The organism is Neobacillus sp. B4I6, assembly GCF_050434045.1.
GTDB lineage: Bacteria > Bacillota > Bacilli > Bacillales > Cytobacillaceae > Neobacillus.
This window is the reverse complement of record NZ_JBNPWB010000002.1, coordinates 2,371,267-2,394,367: the sequence shown is the minus strand read 5'-3', so window position 1 is coordinate 2,394,367 and position 23,101 is coordinate 2,371,267. Positions and strand designations below refer to the sequence as shown.

Here is a 23,101-nt window from a genome sequence, read left to right as displayed (position 1 = left end):
TGGAAGGTGGCGTAATAGTGTGAAAGGAAAATTATTGGTTATTGGTTTTGGCCCCGGTGATGAAAAACATATCACCGGACGGGCAAAAGAAGCCATCGAAGAAAGTGATATCATCATCGGCTACAAAACCTACGTTGATTTAATCAAGGGATTAATAGCTGGAAAGCAAATCATCAGCACAGGAATGACAGAAGAAGTGAGCCGGGCCCAGGAGGCAGTGAAACAGGCCGAACTCGGTTACACAGTAGCCGTCATTTCAAGCGGTGATGCCGGTGTATATGGAATGGCAGGACTTGTTTACGAAGTGCTAATCGAAAAAGGCTGGAAAAAAGACTCAGGGGTAGAAGTGGAGGTGGTCCCTGGCATTTCTGCCATCAACTCCTGTGCTGCTTTATTAGGCGCGCCGGTCATGCATGATGCCTGTACAATCAGCTTAAGTGACCATTTGACACCTTGGAGCATAATCGAGAAACGAATCGAAGCGGCCGCTCAAGCTGATTTTGTGATTGCTTTATATAATCCAAAAAGCGGGAGAAGAACACGGCAGATCATGGAAGCTCAAAAAATTCTACTAAAATATCGCTCGCCAGAAACCCCTGTAGGATTGGTAAAGAGTGCTTACCGTGATAGTCAAAAGATCGTCTTAACCAATTTACAAGAGATGCTCGAACATGAAATTGGTATGTTAACCACCGTTTTAATTGGCAACTCTTCCACATTTTTCTACGACGGCTTGATCATCACTCCGCGCGGTTATCAGCGGAAGTATACATTAAATCAGGCAATACAGCCGTTGAAACCGCATCAGCGTCTGCAAAAGGAAGCCGAACCATGGGCACTGGAGCAAATGGAAGATGCAAAACCGGTAAACAAGGAACTAGTCACCCCAACCTCAGTGAAAGAGTCGCCAAGAGAGCTCGCTGAGGAAGCCTTGCAAATGATCCTTGGCGAGAACGATGGACCATCCCAAGGTTTAATGGTGAAGCAAGACTTTCAATCTATTTTTGAGGTAGCGGTCAGCCCTGGTGTCGCTAATAAAAAATTTACTGCGACTCAGATGGTCATTCTTTCCGAAATTGTCGGAGAAGAAGGTGTCATGGAATACACACAAGACCATTTTATGAAGCTGCAAATTTTAACCTCTAAGCCTGATGAGATTGTTGAAAAACTAACGGAGGCTAACTTTTTGATTGCTCCTGTTGGCGACGTATTAACCGTAAAAGCCTGTGATTTTTGTGACGGAGAAAAGAAGGATTCCATCCCTTATGCCGATGAGCTGCAGGAAAGGCTTGGCGGCATGGAACTCCCCAAAGAATTGAAACTTGGCGTGAATGGCTGCGGCATGGCCTGCTACGGAGCTGTAAAAGAGGATATTGGCATTGTTTACCGAAAAGGAGCGTTTGATTTATTTCTAGGGGCAAAGGTAGCAGGAAGATCGGCACATCCCGGCCAAATCGTAGCGGAAGGAATCGGACCGGACCAAATTGTCGGGGTCATAGAGGGGATTGTTCAAGAGTACAAACAAAAGGCCTATCCAAATGAACGTTTCTATAAATTTTTTAAACGGGTCAAAGAGGTTCAAGGGTTTGTGTACCAGGATATCACACCAAACCTTAAAATCGAAGCGGCTGTTTGCGGGGAGTAAGAGGGAGAAGTCTAGCGGTCAATTGGTAGGTTAGGCATTTACAAACAAAGGGGAGGAAATATTTTGAAAGCAATTTTATTTGTGGGGCATGGGAGCAGAAATCAAGAGGGAAATCAGCAGGTTCGCGAGTTCATCCGTGAGATGAGAAAGACTTGGGACGATTCTTTCCTGGTTGAGACGTGCTTTTTAGAATTTGAACGACCAACCGTTAATCAAGGAATCGATCTGTGTGTGGAGAAAGGGGCCGACCATATTGTCGTGATTCCAATCATGCTCTTACAAGCAGGACACTCCAAAATTCATATTCCAGCAGCTATTGATGAGGCAAAGAATAAATATCCACTTGTTCAATTTACTTATGGCCGGCCAATTGGTGTTCATGAGGAAACATTTGAAATTCTAAAAACGAGATTAATGGAAATTGGCGAGAATTTAGAATCCATCGAAGACGATACGGCTGTCCTTTTGCTAGGACGGGGCGGAAGCGATCCCGATGCGAATAGTGATTTATATAAAATTGCTAGATTACTATGGGAAAAAACAAACTATAAAATCGTCGAACCTGCTTTTATGGGGGTGACCAATCCCCTTGTGAACGAAGGAATTGAGCGCTGTATTAAGCTTGGAGCAAAAAAGGTGGTAATCCTGCCTTACTTTCTATTCACCGGCATCCTGATTAAACGGTTAGAAGATATGATGATTCCTATTCAAAATCAATTTTCCGCGGTTGAATTTCAGTTGGCTGACTATTTTGGTTATCATCCAAAATTACAGACGATTTTAATCGATCGGGTGGAAGAAGCCCTCCGTGATGAGGTGAAGATGAACTGCGATACCTGCCAATACCGTCTCAATGTGATGGAACATATCGATCATCAACACCACCATGATCATGACCATGATCATCATCACGGCCATGACCATCACCATGATCACGAACATGCAGAGCAAAAGGCAGGAGATAGAGGATGATTTTCGTATTAGCCGGTACAAGTGATGCACGAGCCCTTGCTTTAGAAATAAAAAAGGAGGGCTTCGATCTCTTGGCCTCCGTTGTCACAGAAAATGCAGCGGTTGAATTAAGGGAGTCTGGGATACCTGTTCAAGTAGGAAGATTAACGGATGAAGACATGGTGGGGTTGATTGACACAAAAGGAATTCTAGCGGTTGTCGATGCCAGTCATCCGTTTGCGGAAGAAGCTTCGAAAAACGCAATCAAGGCGGCCCAAACGGCGGGAATCCCCTATATCCGGTATGAACGGGAGTCACAAACTTTCCAATATGACAACATGACAGTCGTCGAAAGCTACGAGGAAGCAGCGGGGCTTGCATTGGCCAGAAAAGGCGTAGTGATGCTGACGACCGGCAGCAAGACGCTTCAAATTTTCACAGAAAAACTATTAGGAAACCCGGACATCCGCTTAATCGCCAGAATGCTGCCTCGTGTGGATAATATGGAAAAATGCGAGCAGCTAGGGCTGCCGCAAAAAAATATTGTCGCGATCCAGGGACCATTTTCAAAAGAGTTCGACAAAGCCCTATATAAGCAATATGGCGTGACCTTAATGGTGACGAAAGAGAGCGGGAAAGTCGGATCGGTCGATGAAAAGGTCGAAGCCGCTAAGGAACTGGGGATTGAGGTCATCCTTATTGGCCGCCCGAAACTTAATTATGGCACCGTCTATGCTAATTTTATCGATGTCATCACAGAATTAGATAAAAGGATTGGGTCCACACCAACCGTCACAACAGAACAATCATTTTAAATACAGGAGTGAGAGAAATGGATTTTCGTACCGAATTTAAACCGTTAACCGTCCAACCGGAACAGATCGAAGGCAGAAGTTTTGAAATGATTAATGAAGAAATTGGGGAGCACCCATTTACCGAGGAGCAATATCCGATTGTCCAGCGCATCATCCATGCATCCGCTGATTTTGAACTCGGGAAAAGCGTCCTCTTCCATCCTGACGCTATTCAGTCCGGTATTCGGGCGATTCGGAGCGGGAAAATGGTAGTTGCCGATGTTCAAATGATTCAAAGCGGGGCTAATAAAGCGCGAATTCAAAAATTCGGCGGAGAAATCAAGGTCTATATTTCTGACCCGGATGTGGTACAAGAAGCCAAACGGTTAAATACCACACGGGCAATTATTTCGATGCGAAAAGCGATCAAAGAAGCGGACGGCGGCATTTTTGCCATCGGGAACGCCCCAACCGCCTTACTCGAACTCATCCGCCTGATTAAAGAAGGAGAAACGAAACCAGGTCTTGTCATTGGTCTGCCAGTTGGGTTTGTTTCCGCCGCTGAGTCAAAAGAAGAATTAGCCAAGCTCGATATCCCATTCATCACCAATATTGGCAGGAAAGGCGGCAGTACCGTGACTGTTGCTGCATTAAACGCCATTTCCATTATGGCTGAACGGGGATAACCCATGCAGGAAGTACCAAAAGGAAAGCTGCGGGAAGGATATACGACAGGGGCCTGTGCAACGGCGACAACAAAAGCGGCGCTAACGGCATTAATAACCGGTGAGCCGCAAACAGAATCGACCATTTACTTGCCCGTCAAGCGGTTTGCAACCTTTCAGATAGAAAGCTGTGAGGTGACGGAACAAACGGCTACCGCAAGTACGATTAAAGACGCGGGGGATGACCCGGATGCCACCCACAGGGCCTTAATCGTTTCCACCGTGTCATGGATCGATGAACCAGGTATCGTCCTTGACGGGGGAATTGGGGTTGGCCGGGTCACAAAGGACGGCTTGCCCGTTCCTGTTGGTGAAGCCGCAATTAACCCTGTTCCCCGCAGGATGATCCGTGAGACAGCAGAAGGGGTTTTAAAAGAATTCGGGATTACGAGAGGGATTAAGATCGTCATTTCCGTACCAGCCGGTGAAGAAATCGCCAAAAAAACACTCAATGGACGCTTAGGAATCATTGGCGGGATTTCTATCCTCGGTACCCGAGGGATTGTCGTTCCTTTTTCCACAGCGGCCTATAAGGCCAGCATCATCCAGGCTATTAGTGTTGCCCGGGCCAGTGGCTGCGAGCACGTTGTCATTACAACAGGCGGGCGGAGCGAGAAAAATGCCATGAAGCAATTCCCCGAGCTGTCTGAGGAAGCTTTTATCGAAATGGGTGACTTTGTCGGGTTTACCCTTAAACAATGCAAGAAGCAAGGGGTAAAAAGAGTGTCGATGGTCGGCATGATGGGGAAATTCTCAAAGGTGGCAATGGGGATCATGATGGTTCACTCGAAAAGCGCCCCGGTAGATTTTGATTTTTTAGCGGAGGTGGCAAGCCGTACCGGTGCTGATGCCGCTCTGGTTGAGCAAATTCGAACGGCCAATACGGCATCACAGGTTGGCGATATGATGACAGCACAGGGCCATCTTTCCTTTTTCGAAATGCTAAGCGACCATTGCTGCCTTGCTGCGTTAAAGGAAGTCGATGGCGGGATCGATATAGATACGACCCTTTATACCATGAAGGGGGAATTGTTAGGAAAGGCGGTGTGTAAGAGTGGCATCAATTAAAATGATCGGCATTGGGGATGAAGGCAAAGTGAGCCTGCTCCCGATGTACGAAAAATGGATTTATGAAAGTGAACTATTAATAGGAGGAAAGAGACAGCTTTCTTTTTTTCCTGAATTCGCCGGCGAAAAAATGGCAATTGAAGGCGGGCTTTCTTCACTCGTCGAACAGTTGCAGTCGGAGACGAGAAACGTAGTGATTCTAGCTTCTGGAGACCCGTTGTTCTATGGAATTGGAAGCTATTTATCTTCTAAAATCGATTTGGATATTTATCCATATTTAAGTTCGATCCAGCTTGCTTTTGCCAGAATGAAAGAAAGATGGCAGGATGCTTATTTTACCAGCGTTCACGGCAGGAGTATAAAAGGGCTGGCACAGCGTGTGGATGGAAAAAAAACGGTCGCAATCTTAACCGACACGGAAAATTCTCCAAATAAAATCGCTCAGTATTTGCTTTCCTTTGGCATGACTGAATATGAGACGTTTGTGGGAGAGAACCTTGGCAGTGACAAGGAACGATGCCGCTGGTTTACCCTTGCTGAAATGAAGGATGAAGAGTTTTCACCGCTCAATGTGGTGATTCTCAAGAAAAAGGGGGAAAGCCCGCATTGGCCGATCGGCATTGACGATGCGGAGTTTTTTCAGCGCAAACCGGATAAAGGCTTAATTACCAAAAAGGAAATTCGCACACTAAGCATTAGTGCCCTAAGGTTAATGGATGACAGTACGGTTTGGGATATTGGCACATGCACAGGTTCTGTTGCGATTGAGGCAGCGAAAATTGCCAGGGAAGGACAAGTGTTTGCCATCGAAAAGAACGAGGGCGACCTGGAAAACTGTAAGCAAAATTTAGCTAAGTTTCGTGTGGATGCAACACTTCTTCATGGGAAAGCACCAGAGGGATTAGATACCTTCCCAGATCCGGATGCGGTTTTTATTGGCGGGACGGCAGGCGGGATGGAAGACATTTTGGATATTTGCTGCAGCCGCTTGAAAGCGTGTGGACGCATTGTCTTAAATGCCGTCACGATTGAAAATCTTTCCGAAGCGATGCTTGCGTTTAAAGAACGGGGATATGAGACGAACATTACTCTTGCACAAATATCCAGAAGTAAGCCCATTTTGAATCTGACAAGATTTGATGCATTAAATCCGATTTACATAATAGAAGCATGGCGCAAGGAAGGGGAGTAAACATGTTAGGTACATTATACGGCCTTGGGGTTGGCCCGGGGGATCCAGAGCTCATTACCGTTAAGGCGTTTCGTAAATTAAAGGAATCACCAGTGATTGCCTATCCGAAAAAACAAAAGGGCAGCAAAAGTTATGCCCATCGAATCATTGATGTCTATTTTCAGCCGAACGAAAAAGAAATGCTGGGCCTTGTCTTTCCGATGACAAAGGATCCAGCCACATTGGAAAGAAAATGGACGGAAACCGTGGAAAATGTGTGGGAGAAGCTGCAGGAGGGAAAGGATGTCGCTTTTGTTACTGAAGGGGATCCTCTTTTATACAGCACGTTTATTCATATGATGCGTTTGATGCAGGAAAAGTATCCGCAGGTTCCGATTGAAGTCGTTCCGGGGATCTCATCAATCAATGGGGCGGCTTCTAGGCTGGGAATTCCATTGGCAGATGGGGATGAGCATGTGGCGATTGTTCCAGCACGGGATGACTATGAAACCATGAAAAAAGTCATTCAAGACAATGATTGTGTCATTTTTATAAAAGTGGCGAAAGTCATTGATTTAATGCTTGAAGTATTACGTGATTTAGATTTACTTGACAAGGCTTCAGTCGTCACAAAGGTAACATCGGATGAGGAGATTATTTGGCGGGCAGATGAGCTCGAAGGAGCGGAGCTTGAATACTTAACATTAATGGTGGTGAGAAAATGAAGCTTTATATCATTGGTGCCGGACCAGGCGATCCTGATTTAATCACGGTAAAAGGTCTTCAGCATCTTCAGGAGGCAGATGTCGTTCTTTATGCGGATTCTCTTGTAAACGAAGACCTAATTGCTAAAGCAAAACCTTCTGCCGAAATATTGAAAACCGCCGGGATGCATTTAGAAGAAATGGTTGACGTCATGGCTGACCGAATCCAGCAAGGGAAAAAGGTCGTTCGTGTCCACACGGGCGATCCGGCTGTCTATGGGGCAATTATGGAACAAATCGTCTTGTTAAGGAAGAAAGGAATCGAAGTAGAGATTGTTCCGGGTGTGAGCTCTGTGTTTGCAGCTGCCGCGGCCGCACAAGCCGAGCTGACGATTCCTGATTTAACGCAAACCGTAATCCTGACAAGAGCTGAAGGCAGGACACCTGTGCCAGAATTTGAAAAGCTGGCGGATTTAGCCAAACATCATTGCACGATTGCGCTTTTCTTAAGTGCGACGTTAACGAAAAAGCTTGTCAAGGAATTGACCGGGGCTGGCTGGAGCAAGGATACCCCAGTTGCGGTCGTTTATAAAGCCTCGTGGCCGGATCAAAAAATTGTCCGGACCACACTGGAACGCTTGGACGAAGATATGAGGACGAATGGGATTCGTAAACAGGCGATGATCTTAGCCGGCTGGGCGCTAGATGAAAACATTCACGAACAAGATTACCGTTCCAAGCTGTATGACAAAACATTTACACATGGATTCCGCCGGGGGGTGGACTCGTAATGATCGAGCTTCAGGAAGCGCAAAAGGCGGTCATTCAGCAGAAGGGTGACTATGCCGTTGTTGCGATTACAAAGCATGGGGTCGAACTGGCCCGCAAGCTGGGACATTCTTTTCAACATGCCGATGTGTACTATATGGCGAAGTTTGAAAAAGGAGATGAGCGGAACAAGGATATCCAGTTATTCACCGGAAGCGTTCGCCTTCTTCTGCCCTCTCTTTTCGAGGCCTATAAGGGGCTGATCATCATCATTTCCCTTGGAGCCGTGGTCCGAATGATTGCGCCTATTTTAAAGGATAAAAAAACAGATCCTGCTGTTGTCGTTATCGACGATAAGGGTGAACATGTGATCAGCGTACTGTCAGGCCATATCGGCGGTGCCAATGAACTAACGAAAGAAGTGGCGGCCGCCCTACAGGCCCGTCCCATTATTACCACCGCTTCAGATGTACAGGAAACGATTGCGGTTGATTTGTTCGGAAAACGGTTTGGCTGGATTTGGGACTCGGCTGAAAAGCTGACGCCCGTTAGCGCTTCGGTTGTGAACGAAGAAAAAATCGCCGTGGTTCAGGAGTCAGGTGAAAAAGGTTGGTGGCCATATGGCCGCCCGCTCCCGGGAAATATTCAGCCGTATTCATCAATCCAAGAAGCGCTGGCCGCAAAGCCGGATGCAGCCCTAGTAGTAACCCATCGGAATTTATCCGAGGACGAAACGGAGATTTTACATAATGGTGTTTTATATCGACCAAAGGTGATTGTCCTTGGAATGGGCTGCAACCGCGGGACCACTCGTGCTGAAATCGAAGCAGTGATCGACGAAACGCTTGAGGAATTAGGGTTTTCGAAAAAAAGTGTCAAAGCGGTTTGCACGATTGATCTAAAAAAGGATGAAGCGGGACTGCTCGAAGTGGTGAATAAAAACCGCTGGGAGTTTATTTATTACACACCAGCTGAATTAAATGCCATTGAACTTCAGAACCCTTCTGAAACGGTTTTTAAATATACCGGCTCGTATGGTGTCAGTGAGCCGGCCGCCTTATTGTACAGCGGTGCGGAACAGTTAGCGCTAATGAAGAAGAAATCAGGTAATGTCACCATATCAGTAGCGGTTATTCCCCATTGATGGAGGAGGGAAAAGAAGATGTCAAATCGCAGACTTGTGATTGCAGGAACAGGCAGCGGTGTCGGGAAAACGACTCTGACCATTGGGCTGATGTCTGCTTTAAAGAAAAAAGGTTATACCGTCCAGGGCTTTAAATGTGGTCCAGATTATATTGACCCGACCTATCATACGGCGGTCACAGGAAGAACTTCAAGAAACATTGACAGCTGGATGCTCAACAACGAGATGGTCAAAGAGATTGTCAACCGTGCAAGTGTTGGAGCGGATATTTCCGTTATTGAGGGGGTAATGGGATTCTTTGATGGGAAAAATCCTCTTAATAATACGGGCTCGACAGCTGAAATCAGTCTCATCACCGAAAGTCCGGTCATTTTGGTCGTGAATTGTGCCAGCATGGCCCGGAGTGCAGCGGCCATTGTGAAGGGATTTCAAACGTTTCTGAAGGAAGCCAATATTGTCGGGGTGATCGCCAATCGGGTGGGCAGCGAAGGACATTTTAAAATCGTCCAAACCGCGATTGAGCAAGAATGCGGTATTCCCGTCCTTGGCTATTTGAAAAGAAACGAGGAACTTTCGATTCCAGAACGGCATTTAGGGTTGATTCCCTCTGTTGAACGGGGAGAATTGGATCCATTTTTTGAGCAGCTTGGTGATTTAGTGCTTGAAACCGTCGATGTAGATTCTTTATATGAGCTGGCGAAAGCTTCCCCCTTAAAGGTAAAAGAATCCCAGTTTAAGAGAGCAGAGCAGGCAACTGTAAAAATTGCCATCGCACGAGATGCCGCTTTTAATTTTTACTATCAGGAAAACCTCGACATGTTAGCAGCCGCCGGAGCCGAGCTGATCGAGTTCTCTCCATTAAAGGGTGAATGCCTGCCGGAACAAGTCGATGGCTTGTATATCGGCGGCGGGTTCCCAGAGGAATTTGCCGAGGAGCTGACCAAACAGACAGATGTAAAGGACTCGATTCGATCGGCCATTGAAAAAGGACTGCCAACCTTGGCAGAATGCGGCGGGTTTATGTACCTAACCGAATCGTTGGAAACAACGGATGAAACGAGTTATGAAATGGTCGGGATCATTCCCGGAAAGGTAAAAATGCAGCCAAAACTTGTAGCCTTGGGATACCGTGAAATCACAGCAGATGGGGAAAATTTCTTGTTAGCGGGAAATCTGAGTGCAAGAGGCCATGAATTTCACTACTCTACCTTTCATCCAAGAACGGATTTTGAAGCGGCCTACCAAACGAAAGGAATGCGCGGTTTTAAGCAGGAGGGCTATCGGAAAGGGAATTTAATTGCAGGTTATACCCATTTTCATTTTGGCTCATGCCCCGAGCTTGTGGAAAATTGGGTGAAGAAATGTAAGGAGTTCAAAGAAAATGGCTAAAGCACTTCCACTTATGTTTCAAGGCACCAATTCGGATGTCGGCAAAAGTGTCGTCGTGACAGCCTTTTGTCGGATATTCGCCCAGGACGGATATAAAACGGTTCCGTTTAAATCACAAAATATGGCGTTAAATTCCTATATCACCGTGGACGGAAGAGAAATCGGAAGAGCCCAGGGAGTTCAGGCCGAAGCCGCAGGGATTCAGGCAACCACCGATATGAACCCGATTCTACTAAAGCCGAACCGGGATAACCAATCCCAAATTGTCGTCCATGGTAAACCATACAATAATATGGAAGCAGGAAGGTACCGCCGGGAATTCTTTCAAACGGGATTGACGCTGATTCAACAATCACTCTCCACCCTGTCCCAAAATTATGAACGGATTGTCATTGAAGGGGCAGGCAGTCCGGCCGAGATTAATCTGAATGACCGGGAGATGGTCAATATGCGGGTCGCCAAAATGGCGGATGCCCCTGTGATCTTGATTGGGGATATCGAAAAAGGCGGAGTGTTTGCTAGTTTAGTAGGAACTCTTCAACTGATGGAACCAGCCGACCGCGACCGAGTGATAGGCGTGATTATCAATAAATTCCGCGGCGATATCCGCCTGCTGGAATCCGGATTAACGTGGTTTGAGGAGTATTCAGGTAAACCCGTTCTCGGCGTGATTCCTTACTTGGAGAATCTAAATATTGATGCCGAGGATTCCGTGATTTTAAATCAATATACCTCCACTCAAAATACCGAAAAAGAATTGGATATCGCAGTGATCCAGTATCCGAAAATCTCCAATTTCACCGATATCGACCCGTTTTTTGCCGAGCCCGATTGTCATGTCCGTTTTATAACGAGAGCGGATCAATTACACGACCCAGATTTAGTAATTCTCCCAGGCAGCAAGAATACAATTGAAGATTTGCTGTTTTTAAGAAAGAGCGGTATCGCTCAAAAAATAGCAGAATTACAGAAAAAGAAACACACCGTTCTTTTCGGGATCTGCGGCGGCTATCAAATGCTCGGTGATAAAATTGAGGATCCGTTAGCGATCGAGTCGCTCCATCAAGCAATCGATGGCCTTCAGTTACTGCCAATTGAAACGACCATTACGAAAGAAAAGACGACGATCCTATCAAATGGGATGTTGCATCTTTTCGGAAAAAATTTTCATGTGACAGGTTACGAGATTCATATGGGTGAAACCTTGACGACAGGAGCGTCCCAAGGGCTTATTTTTACGAATGAAAAATGGGATGGCTGTCATTCTTCAGACGAAACCATCATTGGCACTTATTTTCATGGGATATTTCATAATGATGAATTTCGCGAGGAATTGCTTAATCAGATCCGCCGCCAAAAGGGGTTGGAGCCCATCCACAACCGCCCATCTTTTAACCAATTGAGGGAAGAAGCGTTTGACCGGCTGGCAGAACATGTTAGGGATCATGTAAAACTCGATGTCATTGAACAATTAATGAAGGATTACCAGAAAAGGGGGATCACCCAATGAATAGGGTAAAAACAGCCATCCAGCCTCTCGATAGAGAAATGGGGCAGCAAGTTCGTAAGTATATCGATACGTTAACCAAACCTCCGGGCAGTTTGGGGAGATTAGAGGAATTAGCGATTCAACTGGCGGAAATGACATCTGAAGCCTTTCCAGTCGTGTCACCGCCTGGTGTAATCGTGTTTGCCGCTGATCATGGCGTGGTTGAAGAAGGGGTGTCCGCTTTTCCGCAGGAAGTAACCGTGCAAATGGTCATGAACTTTTTAAACAGCGGTGCGGCCATCAATGTCTTTAGCCGGCAAATCGGAGCCAAATTTGAAGTCGTCGATATTGGTGTAGCAGCAGATATAGAGGCAGATGGGTTTGTGAATCGGAAAATTCGCTATGGAACGAATAATTTTTGCCAGCAGGATGCCATGACAAGAGAAGAGGCCGAACAGGCCATCGCCGTTGGCTATGAACGGGCGGAACAGATGATTCAACAGGGAATCAAATGCTTAATTGTTGGTGAAATGGGAATCGGCAATACGACGCCAAGCAGTGCGATCGCAGCGGTTCTAAGCGGGAAGGACATCAGTGCTCTTGTCGGCCGAGGAACAGGGATTGCGCAAGAAAAAATTCGTCATAAGCAAGAGGTCATCACACGGGCACTAAAGGAAAGAAACCCTGACCGGAAGGATCCAATCGATATCCTAGCTAAAATTGGCGGTTTGGAAATAGCCGGTATGACCGGTGCAATGCTCTCCGCCGCTCGGAACCGGATCCCGATATTGGTAGATGGATTTATCTGCACGATAGCAGCTCTTTTGGCAAGGGAAATCTGTGAGACAGCAGCGGATTATATGATGGTCGGCCATCGTTCCGTCGAGCCTGGACATGAAATTGCGCTGCAGTTATTAGGCAAGAAGCCACTACTTGATTTAGATTTGCGGCTAGGCGAAGGTAGCGGGGCAGCAGTGGCCTTTCCTATCTTACAATCAGCGACCTTAATGCTGAAAGAAATGGCCACCTTTGCATCAGCCGGAATATCAAATGAGTAGCGTAGGAAAGGAGCGAGAAGATGACAAATGGAAAAGTGTATCTCGTTGGTGCTGGTCCAGGAGACCCTAAGCTGATCACGGTTTATGGGATGGAGTGTATCCAAGAGGCGGATGTGATTTTATATGACCGCTTAGTAAATGAGGAACTGCTGAAATATGCAAAGGCGGAGGCAGAGCTGATTTTTTGCGGCAAACAGCCAGGAAGACATCAGGTCATTCAAGATCAAATTCACGAGCTGTTAATTGAAAAAGCGGGGCAGGGCAAGATTGTCACCAGATTAAAAGGAGGCGATCCCTGCATTTTCGGCCGTGTCGGTGAAGAAGCGGAAATTCTCGCCAAACATGGGATCCGCTATGAAATGGTGCCCGGAATTACAGCTGGTATTGCAGCGCCTGCGTATGCCGGAATTCCGGTGACCCACCGCGATTATGCATCCTCTTTCGCGATTGTCACTGGCCACAGCCGAGCGGAAAAGGATGAGGATCAATTAAATTGGCCAGCACTCGCTCAAGGAATCGATACGATTGCCTTTTATATGGGAATTGGGAATTTACCCTATATAGTTTCGAGATTAATCGAGAACGGAAAAAGCCCTGATACGAAAGCCGCCATTATCCAATGGGGGACGACGGCCAAGCAGAAGACGGTGACCGGAAGTTTAAAAGATATCGAAGTCCGGGCCCTTGAAGCCGGGATTACTCATCCGGCGATTGTTCTCGTGGGTGATGTGGTCGGCCTGCGCGAGAAATTACGCTGGTTTCAAGAAGCAGAAGAAAAACAAGAAGTAGGAATTGGGAGGGACTAAGATGTCGATTATAGCGGAAATCAAAAATCGAAGAGCAATCCGTGATTATGCGGCGCGAGAGGTCGAAGATGAAAAGATTCACAGCTTATTAGAAGCAGCGACATGGGCACCGAATGACCGGATGCGGGAACCATGGAGCTTTTATGTGATTAAAGGCGAAGCAAAAAAACGCTATGAGGCGTTGGCCAATGAGTATTTACAGGAACGCTTTCCAACCAAACCAAATTTAATCGAAAGCTCCTTAAAAGTGCTGAAAACCACACCGGTCCATATTGTCGTTACAGCTGACATCGTTCCAGGTGATGAAGAGGCCTCTGCCGATAATGAATATGCCGTATGCTGTGCGATCCATTCGATGTGGCTTGCCGCCAAAGAATTGGGATTAGGGCTGGTTTGGCGGACAAGGGGCGTCGGACTTGTTCGCGACCAACGAATGGTTGAGTTTATTGGTTCACCCGAAAACAAGAAAATTATTGGCAATTTGTTTATCGGTTATCCCGATCCAGAAGTATTAAAAAAGGCGAAAGTGCCGGCTCGGACATCCTTTGAAGAAAAAACAGTCTGGCTGTAACAAGGAGTGAAGCGGATGGAAGAGGTAACAGAAAACAAAGCAAAGCGCGGTCTTACATTAGTTTATACCGGTGATGGAAAAGGGAAAACGACGGCAGCCCTTGGGCTCGCCGTTCGTGCCGCAGGCCGGGGAAAACAGGTACTCATGATTCAATTTATTAAATCGCCTGATCGAACGTACGGAGAAAAAATTACGTTCGAGAAATTGGGGATTGAAATCGTACAGACAGGAGTCGGCTTTACGTGGACGAAGACACCAGAGGAACATCGGGGAGCCCTAAAAACAGCGTGGGCGTTAACGAAAGAAAAGGTACTGTTTGGCGGCTACGATGTTGTCATTTTAGATGAACTGAATAATGCGCTCGCGATTGATAAATTCCCGATTGACGATGTCCTTCCGTTGACAGAAGTACTAGAGTTGATTCAGCAGCGCCCCAAGGGGATGCATCTGGTCATTACCGGACGCTCTGCCAAAGAGGAGATCATCACTTGCGCTGATTTAGTAACCGAAATGAGGCCCGTTAAGCACTATTATAATGAAGGAATTCCTGCCGTGAAGGGAATTGAGTTTTAATGGTCTACATTGAAAAATTAGGACATGGCTCGATTTACTGACGGCCCGAAAGTTTCAAAATGAGCCAATGTCCCCGGAAAGTGAGCTAATCCGATTTTAAAGCCTTGGGAGTCTAATTATATGAAACTAGGAAAAGGAAGCTGCAATGGAACATTTGGAGAATTGGTCCAAGGAATCATGGGTGATCGCCCTTATTTAATCACCCTGCCGATATCGAGTTTAAGAAGTGAGGCTAGGTTTACTCCAGATCCAATCGTTAACGGAATAAGAGTGGCAGACTCAAAAGTAAAAGCTCAAAGAGCAGGGGAATGGTTATTCCAACTGTTTGGGGTAAAGGGCGGCGGGGATCTCGAGATACGCTCGAATATCCCAGTTGGTAAAGGTCTGGCCAGCAGTTCAGCAGATATTGTTGCTACATTAAGAGCAATTGCTGACAGCTATAGTCTTCCGCTCACAAATGAAATGATCTCGATGATTGCCGCAAAAGTGGAACCTACCGATGGGGTAATGTATGAGGAAGTCGTGGTCTATGACTATATTCACGGTCAGTTGATTGAAAGCTTTGGGGCCTTACCCCCATTCATCCTCGTTGGTATCGACCTTGGGGGTATGATCAACACAATTGAATTTAATAAAGTTCCGAAAGAGTACAGCCAGAACGATCAACAGCAATTTATGAAAGCGTATGATCTGGTTACAAAAGGGTTTAAGGAGAAAAATTTAACTTATATTGGGGAGGCAGCAACCCTCAGTGCACGGGTGAATCAAAAAATATTGCCAAAGCCTGTTTTTCCTCTATTAGATCAGCTGGCCCATCGCTATCAGGGCGGAATCGTTGTCGCCCACAGTGGAACGGTCGCGGGAATTTTACTAGATGGAAATCTTCCAAACGGTGATGAGGTGGTTTCACACTTATTTAGGGAAATGTCACTCGCTTTCAAGGGTGTTCCTATAAATTTATTTCATTATGAAAGCAAGGAAAAGATCATAATTTGAAAGACTCGCAAAGTTTGATTTCAAAAGGGGGTTAACTTGTTTAGTCAAGAGGAACGAGAAGTGATTTATGATGTCATTTATAAAAGGAGAGATGTCCGCACTTTTCTCCCCGATCCGGTAAGTCCTGAGGTGATTCAACGTGTTCTTTAAGCGGCCCATCATGCGCCTTCCGTAGGATTTATGCAGCCCTGGAATTTTATAATGGTTTCTTCAGACGAAATAAAAGAACGGTTGGCCTGGGCGGCAGAAAAGGAATGAAAAGCATTGGCCATCCACTAAGAGGATGAACGTAAAAAGAAATTTTTAGAACTGTCAAAGGTTTAGGATTGATTTTTTATGTTGCAACTGTTTTTAAAAGGGAGGAATTTTTAAATGGAAACTGTATCACTGTTTTTACTTGTTTTTGTATTGGGGCTTCGGCATGGGTTGGATGCTGATCATCTTGCCTTTATTGATGGACAAACCCGTTATAATTGGAGAATGGGCAATTCGTTTGCACGTTGGGTCGGGACATTATTTTCATTGGGTCACGGAGGAATGGTAGCATTAACAGCAGGTATTTTAGGAATGGTGATAGAGAATTTTTCATTCCCAGCTTATTTTAATAATTTTGCATCATGGGTGTCGATTATTTCTTTATTCCTTATTGGAACGTTAAATACGTATAATCTGTTACGCACTAGAAACAATCACGAAGAGTTTCAACTTAGCGGACTAAAGGGAAAGTTTATTCCAAAAATTGCGAAGGGGACTACAAATCCTTTTCTTATTATCTTAGTAGGGGCTTTGTTTGCCTTGGCTGCCGAGACAGTAAGTCAAACCGCCGTCTGGTCTTTGGCGGCAGGAAATGCAAGTGAATATACCCCTTTATTTTTAGGGCTAGTTTTTATGTTTGGCATGATGATTACAGATACAATTGATTCGATGATTGTCTATAAAATGGTGAACCAGTCCAGCAAAATCGGTCAAGCTGCGTCAAGACTAATGGGTTGGGTGATTGTCGTCTTGGCATACGGGGTTTCCTTCTATCTGGCATTTACTTTCTTTAACCCTTGGGCAGAACTAGATTTCGAAATCGTGGGAGTCATTCTTTTCATTTTTTTAGTCGCATCTTTTATCTTTATAAGCGTTTACTCTAAGAAACAGAATTATGAAATAAATACTACGAATTAATTATAAAAGCTCTGACAATTTTATAGTGTCAGAGCTCTTTTATCCTCTATAATAATCGTCCGTAAAATTAGGTAAATTAAGAATCTACAATCTTTTTTTGCTGTTATAGTTGCTCACAAGCAGTTATATGGAAACAAATAATTCTTTTTTTAAAAATATTTGAATTTTATAGTTCAGGGAGAGGCATGAATGAAGACTGGAATAGAAAAAGATTATGATTACATTGAGTTATGGAAAGAATCTATGATTGATCATAATGGAACTATACCGAAGCGATTAGAAGATGATCAGGCTGAAGAAGCCTTCTGGTCATCAATGCTGGAGAGAAAGATAAGGCATAAACTAGATTCATATGCACAAATTGTAAAAGAGGAACTTCTTCCTCTTTTACATAGTGATGATCATGTATTGGAAATCGGCCCTGGATGGGGGAACTATACCTTTGCAATAGCTGATAAAGTTCGTAAGCTCACATGTATAGACAGTTCAAAAAGTATTGTGCAATTTTTAAAGTCCCAGGCTGCTACTAGAGGTGTCTGTAATTTGCAATTGATTCACGATAAATGGGAAAGTGAAAAACAAGGAGCGAAATATGATGTGGTGTTTGGATTCAATTGTTACTACCGTATGTATGATATAGGAAACGCATTGTTAAAAATGAATGAGTCAGCAAACCGTCTAGTAATTGCAGGAATGACAACAGGTCCAGAAAAGCCTCACTACATGGAACTATATCAAATGGGATATAAAATCAATTTAAGACGCCGAGATTATATTCATATCTTGAATGCACTATACCAGCTTGGAATTCTGGCAAACTGTAAAATCGTAAAATTGCAAAGCAGGAAAAGCTATTCTTCCTATGAGCAATTGATTCGCGATAATACCACCAAGATTTTGAATGAGCACTATAATGGTCATGAAGTGGGGACCGTTATTAATAAATATGTGTTAGAAAAAGACGGTACATATGAGTACGTATATCCGTTTCATGCTGCTTTAATGTATTGGAATCCAACGAATATATGAAAATGGAAGCCACAAAATTAAAAGGTGCTAATTCCTGCAAAGCATATTGCTTTGACAAATAAGAGAGGATTCCATAAGTGGTGATGAAGACCTCTCTATTTAATAATAGAGAGGTCTTTTGTTTTTTCTTATTAAAATTTCATAAATTCATAATAATTGAAAGAATTTCATTAATCGGATATTTCTAGAGGGTATTGTATTTTTTTATGCATAAAATTACAATGAATTACATAATAAAACACTTTACTTCGATAAATAAGTAAAGAGATTAAGTGAGATGCGGAAGCACCTATTTAATTGAAAAAAATGACCAAAGCTGAAACAAAGAAAAAAGGAATTCAGCTTCTTAGGCATGATCGCACAAAGGAATTTTTAGGACATATTAGAAAGGAGGAGCCCTCATGTTTAAAGATTCAAAGGTAGAAATAACCTCAATTATTCATGATAAAGTAGAACAATGGTTTCCTAAATTAGTTGAAATAAGAAGGAATCTTCATATGTATCCTGAAATTAGTAAACAAGAATTTAAAACAACCGAAAAAATAAACGGATGGTTACATGAATTTGGGATTCAACAAATACCACTTAGCTTAGCTACTGGGACCGCTGCAGAAGTAAAGGGAATCGAACAGGGACCAACGGTTGCAATACGAGCGGATATTGATGCTCTCCCCATTCAAGAAGAAGCAGATGTTCCATTTCGTTCAAAAATTGATGGTGTAAGTCATATGTGCGGCCATGATGTTCATACAACGATTGCACTTGGGGCAGCGATTATTTTAGAAGAAATGAAGGATCTAGTCCCTGGAAATGTTCGGATTTTGTTCCAGCCAGCTGAAGAATTTGAAGGTGGGGCAGAATCTATGATCCAGCAAGGATTATTGGAAGGGATAAGTTCAATTATCGGTCTTCATAATGTTCCCGAACTTCCAATTGGTCAGATAGGTGTGAAGGAAGGATTTTTAATGGCAAGTGTAGATGACTTTACCCTAACCATTAAAGGTAAAGGCGGACATGCTGCGCTTCCAGAGAAAACCATTGATCCGATCGTAATTGGCAGTGCAGTTGTGAGTCAGCTGCAAACATTGGTCAGCCGTACGATTTCATCTAAGGAATCTGCAGTTGTCACCATTGGTTCCTTCCAAGCAGGGATGACAAATAATGTCATTCCGGATAAGGCTATTCTCAAAGGAACGGTCAGAACTTCCAACGAACAAGTGAGAAAGAAAATATATGAGGTATTTACAAAACTTGTAACAAATACCGTGGCAGCACATGGTGGGGAAGTAGAGATTCAGTATGAGTTTCTTCTGCCTGCTGTCTATAATGATGCCAAGGTGGCAGAAATTGTTCAGTCAGCAGCTGAGACAATAGTTGGGAAAGAAAATACGATACGGGCAGAACCAACCATGGGTGGTGAGGACTTTTCTTTTTACCAAAAAGAAGTACCTGGCTGCTATGTGTGGCTTGGTTCAGGGAATCAAGAAAAAGGGATTATATATGGGTGGCATCACCCGAAATTTATGGTAGATGAAGATGCCATTAAAATTGGAGTTAAATTAATGGTTCAATCGGTGCTTAAATTATTGGAGAGATAAACCTTTAACTTTGGCAGAACTATCTCATTTTCCTCGCCAATAAAAACATAAAGATTAGGAATCCTGCTTTTTTTCGGAAGGAAACAGCAGGATTTTCTCTATACTGGACATTCAAATGAAGGGAGAATTTTATCCTATGGAAGCAAATTTCATGGAGAGTTTAAATTTAACGATTAATGGAAACCGTCTTTGGAACCAATTAATGGCCCTTGGAAAAATAGGGGAAGAAGACAATGGCGGGGTCACTCGAACATCATTTGATCAAAATGATATCGAAGCACGAAAATTTTTTCTGAAACTACTGGAAGAAGCTGATTTATCCCCTTATATGGACGCAGCTGGGAATATCTTTGGGCAAATAATCGGTAAAAATCCCGAATTACCTGCCATTCTTATTGGTTCTCATCTTGATACAGTAAATTCTGGCGGGCGTTTCGATGGAGCCATGGGTGTTCTAATGGGTGTTGAGGTGCTTTGTACGTTGAAAGAAAAAGGCATTCAACCTGAAAGAACGATAAAGGTTGTATCCTTAACAGATGAGGAAGGGGCTCGTTTTGATTATGCTTTTGTAGGTAGTACCACTTTGGTTGGGATAGAAGGTTCGATGAAATTAAAGAAAAATTTAGCTTCAGCAACAGATAAAGATGGGATCTCCTATCTGGAGGCCATGAAGCAAGCCAGTCTAGAAGGGGAATATTTTAATCAGATTAATCCAGACCTTTTAGAACAAGCTCAGTTAGGTAAAAATGGCGTAAAAGCTTATATTGAAGTACATATTGAGCAGGGAAAAGTGTTAGAAAATAAAGATTTAGCTGTTGGAATAGTTACGGGGATCTCTGGTGGAGAATGGGCGGATGTAACCATCATGGGTGAAGCGGGGCATGCAGGAACGACCTGGATGAAAGAGAGAAAAGATGCTTTAACAGCTGCAGCAGAATGTATAGTAGCCATTGAGAAAATAGCACTGGACAATACCGGAAGTGTTGCGACAGTAGGAAAATTGGAAGTAAAACCTGGCAGTAGTAATGTCATTCCTGGGAGAGTGGATTTTACACTTGATGTTCGGGATATATCTAATGAACGGCGTGAAAATACGGTTACTAAAATCTATCATTCCATTCGGACCATTGCCGCAAACCGTGGTTTAGGGTGTGAAATTAGGCAGGTTCAATCCCTATCTTCTGTGATGAGCTCACCAATCGTGATGAAAGCAGTAAAAGATTCTCTGCAAGAATTACAGTATCCTGTTTATGAATTACCAAGCGGGGCTGCTCATGATGCAATGGTGTTTGGGGAACTTACAGATATTGGAATGATTTTTGTGAGGAGCCGCAATGGCATAAGTCATCATCCAGATGAGTGGAGTTCTTTTGAAGATGTTGCCCTTGGGTGCGAGGTACTATTCAGGACAACGTTAAAACTTTTATAAATGATGAATCACTAAATTGAGAGAAAAAGTGAACCTTTACTTCCTTATATGTAAAAGGAATTATTCATCATACTGTAGTTGGGTATTCTTAAAGGTTCAACTAGATAATAAAATCCCAGATATAAGAGACATAAGGAATATTTATAAGAAAGTGGCAAAAAGTATTAATTAGGTGGAGGAGTACATAGATCAATGATGAATATTGCATTCGGTCTTGTATCATTATTGGCAAATTGGATATACAGTCACTTTATTTGGTAACTATATCAAAGTTTAATTCTAAAAAGATTTTGGAGGTGTCAATACATGGTACATAATGAAGAAAAGGAAAAATTACTTCGTGATTACGGTTATCCAGAGCAGTCCATTCCACGATTAGTACAGGAAATAGATTCGATGAGCCTTGATAAGGTGAAAAAACTGATTCTGCCATTTAACGATATTACAGCTGATAAATCATTTAGACGTGATTAGCACGTAAAGTGGCCCCCCAGGTCTGGTGGGCTCGATTCCCACGCAGCCCCGCCAACCTGGATTTATTAGAACTTAGTCAACTACAAAATGAAATAGCGTGATTACGATTTAAAGCGACCCAACAGGTCGTTTGTTATTACTTCCAATGTCCTTTTATATTCTTGGAAATTCCTAAAATGGATCATCGTTATAGCAATGATTTTGAGTTTTATTTTGATGCAGAATTTATGTCCTCAGTATGAGATTGCCCTTTTTGTTTTCCCCTTATCTGTTTTTCGCCTTCAAAAAGGCCGTATAGTTTGCCGCCTCTTCAGGTGGGGCCGTGAGGGATCTCTCATAGCCTTTCCGGAAGCTTCTTTCGTACGCCCTTACAAACCTCTGCCAGAGTATCCGTCAGGCCGCCTGTTCCGCCGTCAATTCCGGGTGGGCATGAAGGTATGAGTAGAATTTCTTCCCGGAAGAAAAAGAGAGATACACCTGCTTGAGAAGCCCTACTTTCATGAGGGGCAGGACGATTTCCTTCTTGTTTTCCATGAACAGCCGGGATTGTGGCATTTGCTGCCAGGCACGGGAAATCCGGAAATTATGTCGGTCTTCTAGCCCCGAACGGATTCCCTCATAATAGCCCTCTTCCATCCCCATCTGGATGGGGTCGGGCGGGGCTTGGCCGTCTGTCTGGAGACCGCCGGCGAAAGAGAGGACGGCAAACAGAAAAAAGGCTACCAGGTTCCGTGTCACAGCGTTTTCCCCCTTTCTGAGTCAATTCGTCCTCTTTAGTATAACCAGTCATTTCCTTCATATGATAGCGGGGTATTTTAGAGGTGAGGTGAAGAATTCGAGTCTGGTACTGTTATAGTTAACACTACCAGGACAATGTAATCTAAAACATTCAACCATCGTATAAAAGGAAGCACATAGAACGTGTGCTTCCTTTTGTTTTTTATAAAAACCAGCGAACTGTCATCACTATTGGCAATTCTTATACACACCAGGTGATGCCAAGCACCACCCCCTTTTTTTCCTCATATACATGAAAAGATTGACTGATTAAAGAAAGGGGGGAGGCTGCATTGTATCCAAATGATCCTTACCAGTCTATCTATCCATATTACTATGACTACAGACAAGGACTAGTTCAAAAAATTCTTGCTTGTTATCAACAAAAGCGGTGGATCAGATTATCTTTTCGAGATGGAACAACTGTCGAAGGTTTTATAAGGACCTATGATCCTTTAAGGGGAATATTAATTTATGTAGCGATGCAAAGGTATTCAATTTCGTGTGAAGGTGTAAGGGTAGATTCTTTGCAAAAAGCACAAAAATGCATTGGAAAAAGATCCACTTTGTCACTTCCCAACAATATTAGCCTGTCTTTTACCATAGAAGGTGTTGACCAATCTCAAAATATTGGTGGGTGGGTTAACATAAATGAACTTATGTCGGTATCTGGACAGGTAGTAGACGCGAATTGTATTTAGTTGGGATGATGATAAGCATAAAAAAGGGCGATGACAGACAAGGGTGTCATATAGTACAAAAGGAAGCA

23 protein-coding genes and 1 pseudogene are annotated in these 23,101 nt (G+C 43.9%); 23 read left to right on the top strand and 1 reads right to left on the bottom strand.

The features are described from left to right. Window positions 1-19 precede the first annotated feature (19 nt). From cobJ to QF028_RS13710, 22 genes and pseudogenes are all read left to right on the top strand, one after another. On the top strand, window positions 20-1,645 hold the full coding sequence (gene cobJ, locus QF028_RS13815; protein WP_429466232.1) for a precorrin-3B C(17)-methyltransferase: 1,626 nt from the start codon (window positions 20-22) through the stop codon (window positions 1,643-1,645). A gap of 63 nt (window positions 1,646-1,708) precedes the next feature. Continuing rightward, the gene (locus QF028_RS13810; protein ID WP_429466230.1) at window positions 1,709-2,617 is read left to right on the top strand and encodes a sirohydrochlorin chelatase; all 909 of its coding nucleotides are present in this window, start codon (window positions 1,709-1,711) and stop codon (window positions 2,615-2,617) included. Continuing rightward, window positions 2,614-3,411: a precorrin-6A reductase gene (gene cobK, locus QF028_RS13805; RefSeq protein WP_429466228.1), complete on the top strand. Its 798-nt coding sequence runs from the start codon at window positions 2,614-2,616 to the stop codon at window positions 3,409-3,411. Before QF028_RS13810 ends, cobK begins: the two co-directional genes overlap by 4 nt. Before the next feature lie 17 nt (window positions 3,412-3,428). Then, entirely contained in the window at window positions 3,429-4,076 is a 648-nt protein-coding gene (locus tag QF028_RS13800) for a precorrin-8X methylmutase (protein ID WP_168243617.1), read from the top strand. A gap of 3 nt (window positions 4,077-4,079) precedes the next feature. After that, on the top strand, window positions 4,080-5,183 hold the full coding sequence (locus QF028_RS13795) for a cobalt-precorrin-5B (C(1))-methyltransferase (RefSeq protein WP_429466226.1): 1,104 nt from the start codon (window positions 4,080-4,082) through the stop codon (window positions 5,181-5,183). A gap of 1 nt (window position 5,184) precedes the next feature. After that, on the top strand, window positions 5,185-6,375 hold the full coding sequence (cbiE, locus tag QF028_RS13790; RefSeq protein WP_429472329.1) for a precorrin-6y C5,15-methyltransferase (decarboxylating) subunit CbiE: 1,191 nt from the start codon (window positions 5,185-5,187) through the stop codon (window positions 6,373-6,375). A gap of 2 nt (window positions 6,376-6,377) precedes the next feature. Continuing rightward, window positions 6,378-7,079, top strand: a complete 702-nt coding sequence (cobI, locus tag QF028_RS13785; RefSeq protein ID WP_168243619.1) for a precorrin-2 C(20)-methyltransferase — start codon at window positions 6,378-6,380, stop codon at window positions 7,077-7,079. Then, window positions 7,076-7,849 carry a precorrin-4 C(11)-methyltransferase gene (gene cobM, locus QF028_RS13780; protein ID WP_214711766.1) on the top strand — a complete coding sequence of 258 codons (774 nt, stop codon included), beginning with the start codon at window positions 7,076-7,078 and terminating at the stop codon, window positions 7,847-7,849. The genes cobI and cobM overlap by 4 nt, the downstream gene beginning before the upstream one ends. Further along, window positions 7,849-8,970: a cobalt-precorrin 5A hydrolase gene (locus QF028_RS13775; protein WP_429466224.1), complete on the top strand. Its 1,122-nt coding sequence runs from the start codon at window positions 7,849-7,851 to the stop codon at window positions 8,968-8,970. The genes cobM and QF028_RS13775 overlap by 1 nt, the downstream gene beginning before the upstream one ends. Before the next feature lie 18 nt (window positions 8,971-8,988). Then, window positions 8,989-10,359: a cobyrinate a,c-diamide synthase gene (locus tag QF028_RS13770; protein ID WP_429466222.1), complete on the top strand. Its 1,371-nt coding sequence runs from the start codon at window positions 8,989-8,991 to the stop codon at window positions 10,357-10,359. Next, window positions 10,352-11,869 (top strand): cobyric acid synthase, encoded by a 1,518-nt coding sequence (locus QF028_RS13765; protein WP_429466220.1) that lies wholly within the window; start codon window positions 10,352-10,354, stop codon window positions 11,867-11,869. The genes QF028_RS13770 and QF028_RS13765 overlap by 8 nt, the downstream gene beginning before the upstream one ends. Then, window positions 11,866-12,906, top strand: a complete 1,041-nt coding sequence (cobT, locus tag QF028_RS13760) for a nicotinate-nucleotide--dimethylbenzimidazole phosphoribosyltransferase (RefSeq protein ID WP_429466218.1) — start codon at window positions 11,866-11,868, stop codon at window positions 12,904-12,906. Before QF028_RS13765 ends, cobT begins: the two co-directional genes overlap by 4 nt. A 20-nt stretch (window positions 12,907-12,926) precedes the next feature. Then, window positions 12,927-13,712 carry a uroporphyrinogen-III C-methyltransferase gene (gene cobA / locus QF028_RS13755; protein ID WP_429466216.1) on the top strand — a complete coding sequence of 262 codons (786 nt, stop codon included), beginning with the start codon at window positions 12,927-12,929 and terminating at the stop codon, window positions 13,710-13,712. A gap of 1 nt (window position 13,713) precedes the next feature. Continuing rightward, window positions 13,714-14,283, top strand: coding sequence for a nitroreductase family protein (locus QF028_RS13750; RefSeq protein WP_335573761.1), 570 nt, complete (start codon window positions 13,714-13,716; stop codon window positions 14,281-14,283). 15 nt (window positions 14,284-14,298) lie between these two features. Continuing rightward, entirely contained in the window at window positions 14,299-14,856 is a 558-nt protein-coding gene (cobO, locus tag QF028_RS13745) for a cob(I)yrinic acid a,c-diamide adenosyltransferase (RefSeq protein ID WP_429466214.1), read from the top strand. A gap of 120 nt (window positions 14,857-14,976) precedes the next feature. Next, window positions 14,977-15,852, top strand: a complete 876-nt coding sequence (locus QF028_RS13740; protein WP_429466212.1) for a kinase — start codon at window positions 14,977-14,979, stop codon at window positions 15,850-15,852. Window positions 15,853-15,888: 36 nt separating this feature from the next. After that, window positions 15,889-16,107 (top strand): annotated as a pseudogene (locus QF028_RS13735) (nitroreductase family protein); the annotation flags it as partial. Between the two features lie 117 nt (window positions 16,108-16,224). Next, window positions 16,225-17,025: a sodium:proton antiporter gene (locus QF028_RS13730; protein WP_429466210.1), complete on the top strand. Its 801-nt coding sequence runs from the start codon at window positions 16,225-16,227 to the stop codon at window positions 17,023-17,025. A 189-nt stretch (window positions 17,026-17,214) separates the two neighbouring features. Then, window positions 17,215-18,054, top strand: coding sequence for a methyltransferase domain-containing protein (locus tag QF028_RS13725; protein WP_429466208.1), 840 nt, complete (start codon window positions 17,215-17,217; stop codon window positions 18,052-18,054). 401 nt (window positions 18,055-18,455) lie between these two features. After that, window positions 18,456-19,652 (top strand): M20 metallopeptidase family protein, encoded by a 1,197-nt coding sequence (locus QF028_RS13720; protein ID WP_429466206.1) that lies wholly within the window; start codon window positions 18,456-18,458, stop codon window positions 19,650-19,652. A 151-nt stretch (window positions 19,653-19,803) separates the two neighbouring features. After that, window positions 19,804-21,081 (top strand): M20 family metallo-hydrolase, encoded by a 1,278-nt coding sequence (locus QF028_RS13715; protein ID WP_429466204.1) that lies wholly within the window; start codon window positions 19,804-19,806, stop codon window positions 21,079-21,081. Window positions 21,082-21,387: 306 nt separating this feature from the next. Then, a complete protein-coding gene (locus QF028_RS13710) occupies window positions 21,388-21,555 on the top strand; it encodes a hypothetical protein (protein ID WP_214711685.1) in 168 nt (55 codons plus the stop codon). 393 nt (window positions 21,556-21,948) lie between these two features. On the opposite strand, the gene QF028_RS13705 is transcribed toward QF028_RS13710, so the two are convergent. Next, entirely contained in the window at window positions 21,949-22,293 is a 345-nt protein-coding gene (locus QF028_RS13705) for a hypothetical protein (RefSeq protein WP_429466202.1), read from the bottom strand. Window positions 22,294-22,625: 332 nt separating this feature from the next. Between QF028_RS13705 and QF028_RS13700 the strand changes: the two genes are divergently transcribed. Continuing rightward, on the top strand, window positions 22,626-23,033 hold the full coding sequence (locus tag QF028_RS13700) for a hypothetical protein (RefSeq protein ID WP_429466200.1): 408 nt from the start codon (window positions 22,626-22,628) through the stop codon (window positions 23,031-23,033). Window positions 23,034-23,101: the final 68 nt, after the last annotated feature.

What these genes read in the sequence shown, in the direction of transcription:
- cobK (WP_429466228.1), top strand. Translation starts at nt 2,614, where the DNA reads ATGATTTTCGTATTAGCCGGTACAAGTGATGCACGAGCCCTTGCTTTA.
- QF028_RS13800 (WP_168243617.1), top strand. Translation starts at nt 3,429, where the DNA reads ATGGATTTTCGTACCGAATTTAAACCGTTAACCGTCCAACCGGAACAG.
- QF028_RS13795 (WP_429466226.1), top strand. Translation starts at nt 4,080, where the DNA reads ATGCAGGAAGTACCAAAAGGAAAGCTGCGGGAAGGATATACGACAGGG.
- cbiE (WP_429472329.1), top strand. Translation starts at nt 5,185, where the DNA reads ATGATCGGCATTGGGGATGAAGGCAAAGTGAGCCTGCTCCCGATGTAC.
- cobI (WP_168243619.1), top strand. Translation starts at nt 6,378, where the DNA reads ATGTTAGGTACATTATACGGCCTTGGGGTTGGCCCGGGGGATCCAGAG.
- cobM (WP_214711766.1), top strand. Translation starts at nt 7,076, where the DNA reads ATGAAGCTTTATATCATTGGTGCCGGACCAGGCGATCCTGATTTAATC.
- QF028_RS13775 (WP_429466224.1), top strand. Translation starts at nt 7,849, where the DNA reads ATGATCGAGCTTCAGGAAGCGCAAAAGGCGGTCATTCAGCAGAAGGGT.
- QF028_RS13770 (WP_429466222.1), top strand. Translation starts at nt 8,989, where the DNA reads ATGTCAAATCGCAGACTTGTGATTGCAGGAACAGGCAGCGGTGTCGGG.
- QF028_RS13765 (WP_429466220.1), top strand. Translation starts at nt 10,352, where the DNA reads ATGGCTAAAGCACTTCCACTTATGTTTCAAGGCACCAATTCGGATGTC.
- cobT (WP_429466218.1), top strand. Translation starts at nt 11,866, where the DNA reads ATGAATAGGGTAAAAACAGCCATCCAGCCTCTCGATAGAGAAATGGGG.
- cobA (WP_429466216.1), top strand. Translation starts at nt 12,927, where the DNA reads ATGACAAATGGAAAAGTGTATCTCGTTGGTGCTGGTCCAGGAGACCCT.
- QF028_RS13750 (WP_335573761.1), top strand. Translation starts at nt 13,714, where the DNA reads ATGTCGATTATAGCGGAAATCAAAAATCGAAGAGCAATCCGTGATTAT.
- cobO (WP_429466214.1), top strand. Translation starts at nt 14,299, where the DNA reads ATGGAAGAGGTAACAGAAAACAAAGCAAAGCGCGGTCTTACATTAGTT.
- QF028_RS13740 (WP_429466212.1), top strand. Translation starts at nt 14,977, where the DNA reads ATGAAACTAGGAAAAGGAAGCTGCAATGGAACATTTGGAGAATTGGTC.
- QF028_RS13730 (WP_429466210.1), top strand. Translation starts at nt 16,225, where the DNA reads ATGGAAACTGTATCACTGTTTTTACTTGTTTTTGTATTGGGGCTTCGG.
- QF028_RS13725 (WP_429466208.1), top strand. Translation starts at nt 17,215, where the DNA reads ATGAAGACTGGAATAGAAAAAGATTATGATTACATTGAGTTATGGAAA.
- QF028_RS13720 (WP_429466206.1), top strand. Translation starts at nt 18,456, where the DNA reads ATGTTTAAAGATTCAAAGGTAGAAATAACCTCAATTATTCATGATAAA.
- QF028_RS13715 (WP_429466204.1), top strand. Translation starts at nt 19,804, where the DNA reads ATGGAGAGTTTAAATTTAACGATTAATGGAAACCGTCTTTGGAACCAA.
- QF028_RS13710 (WP_214711685.1), top strand. Translation starts at nt 21,388, where the DNA reads ATGGTACATAATGAAGAAAAGGAAAAATTACTTCGTGATTACGGTTAT.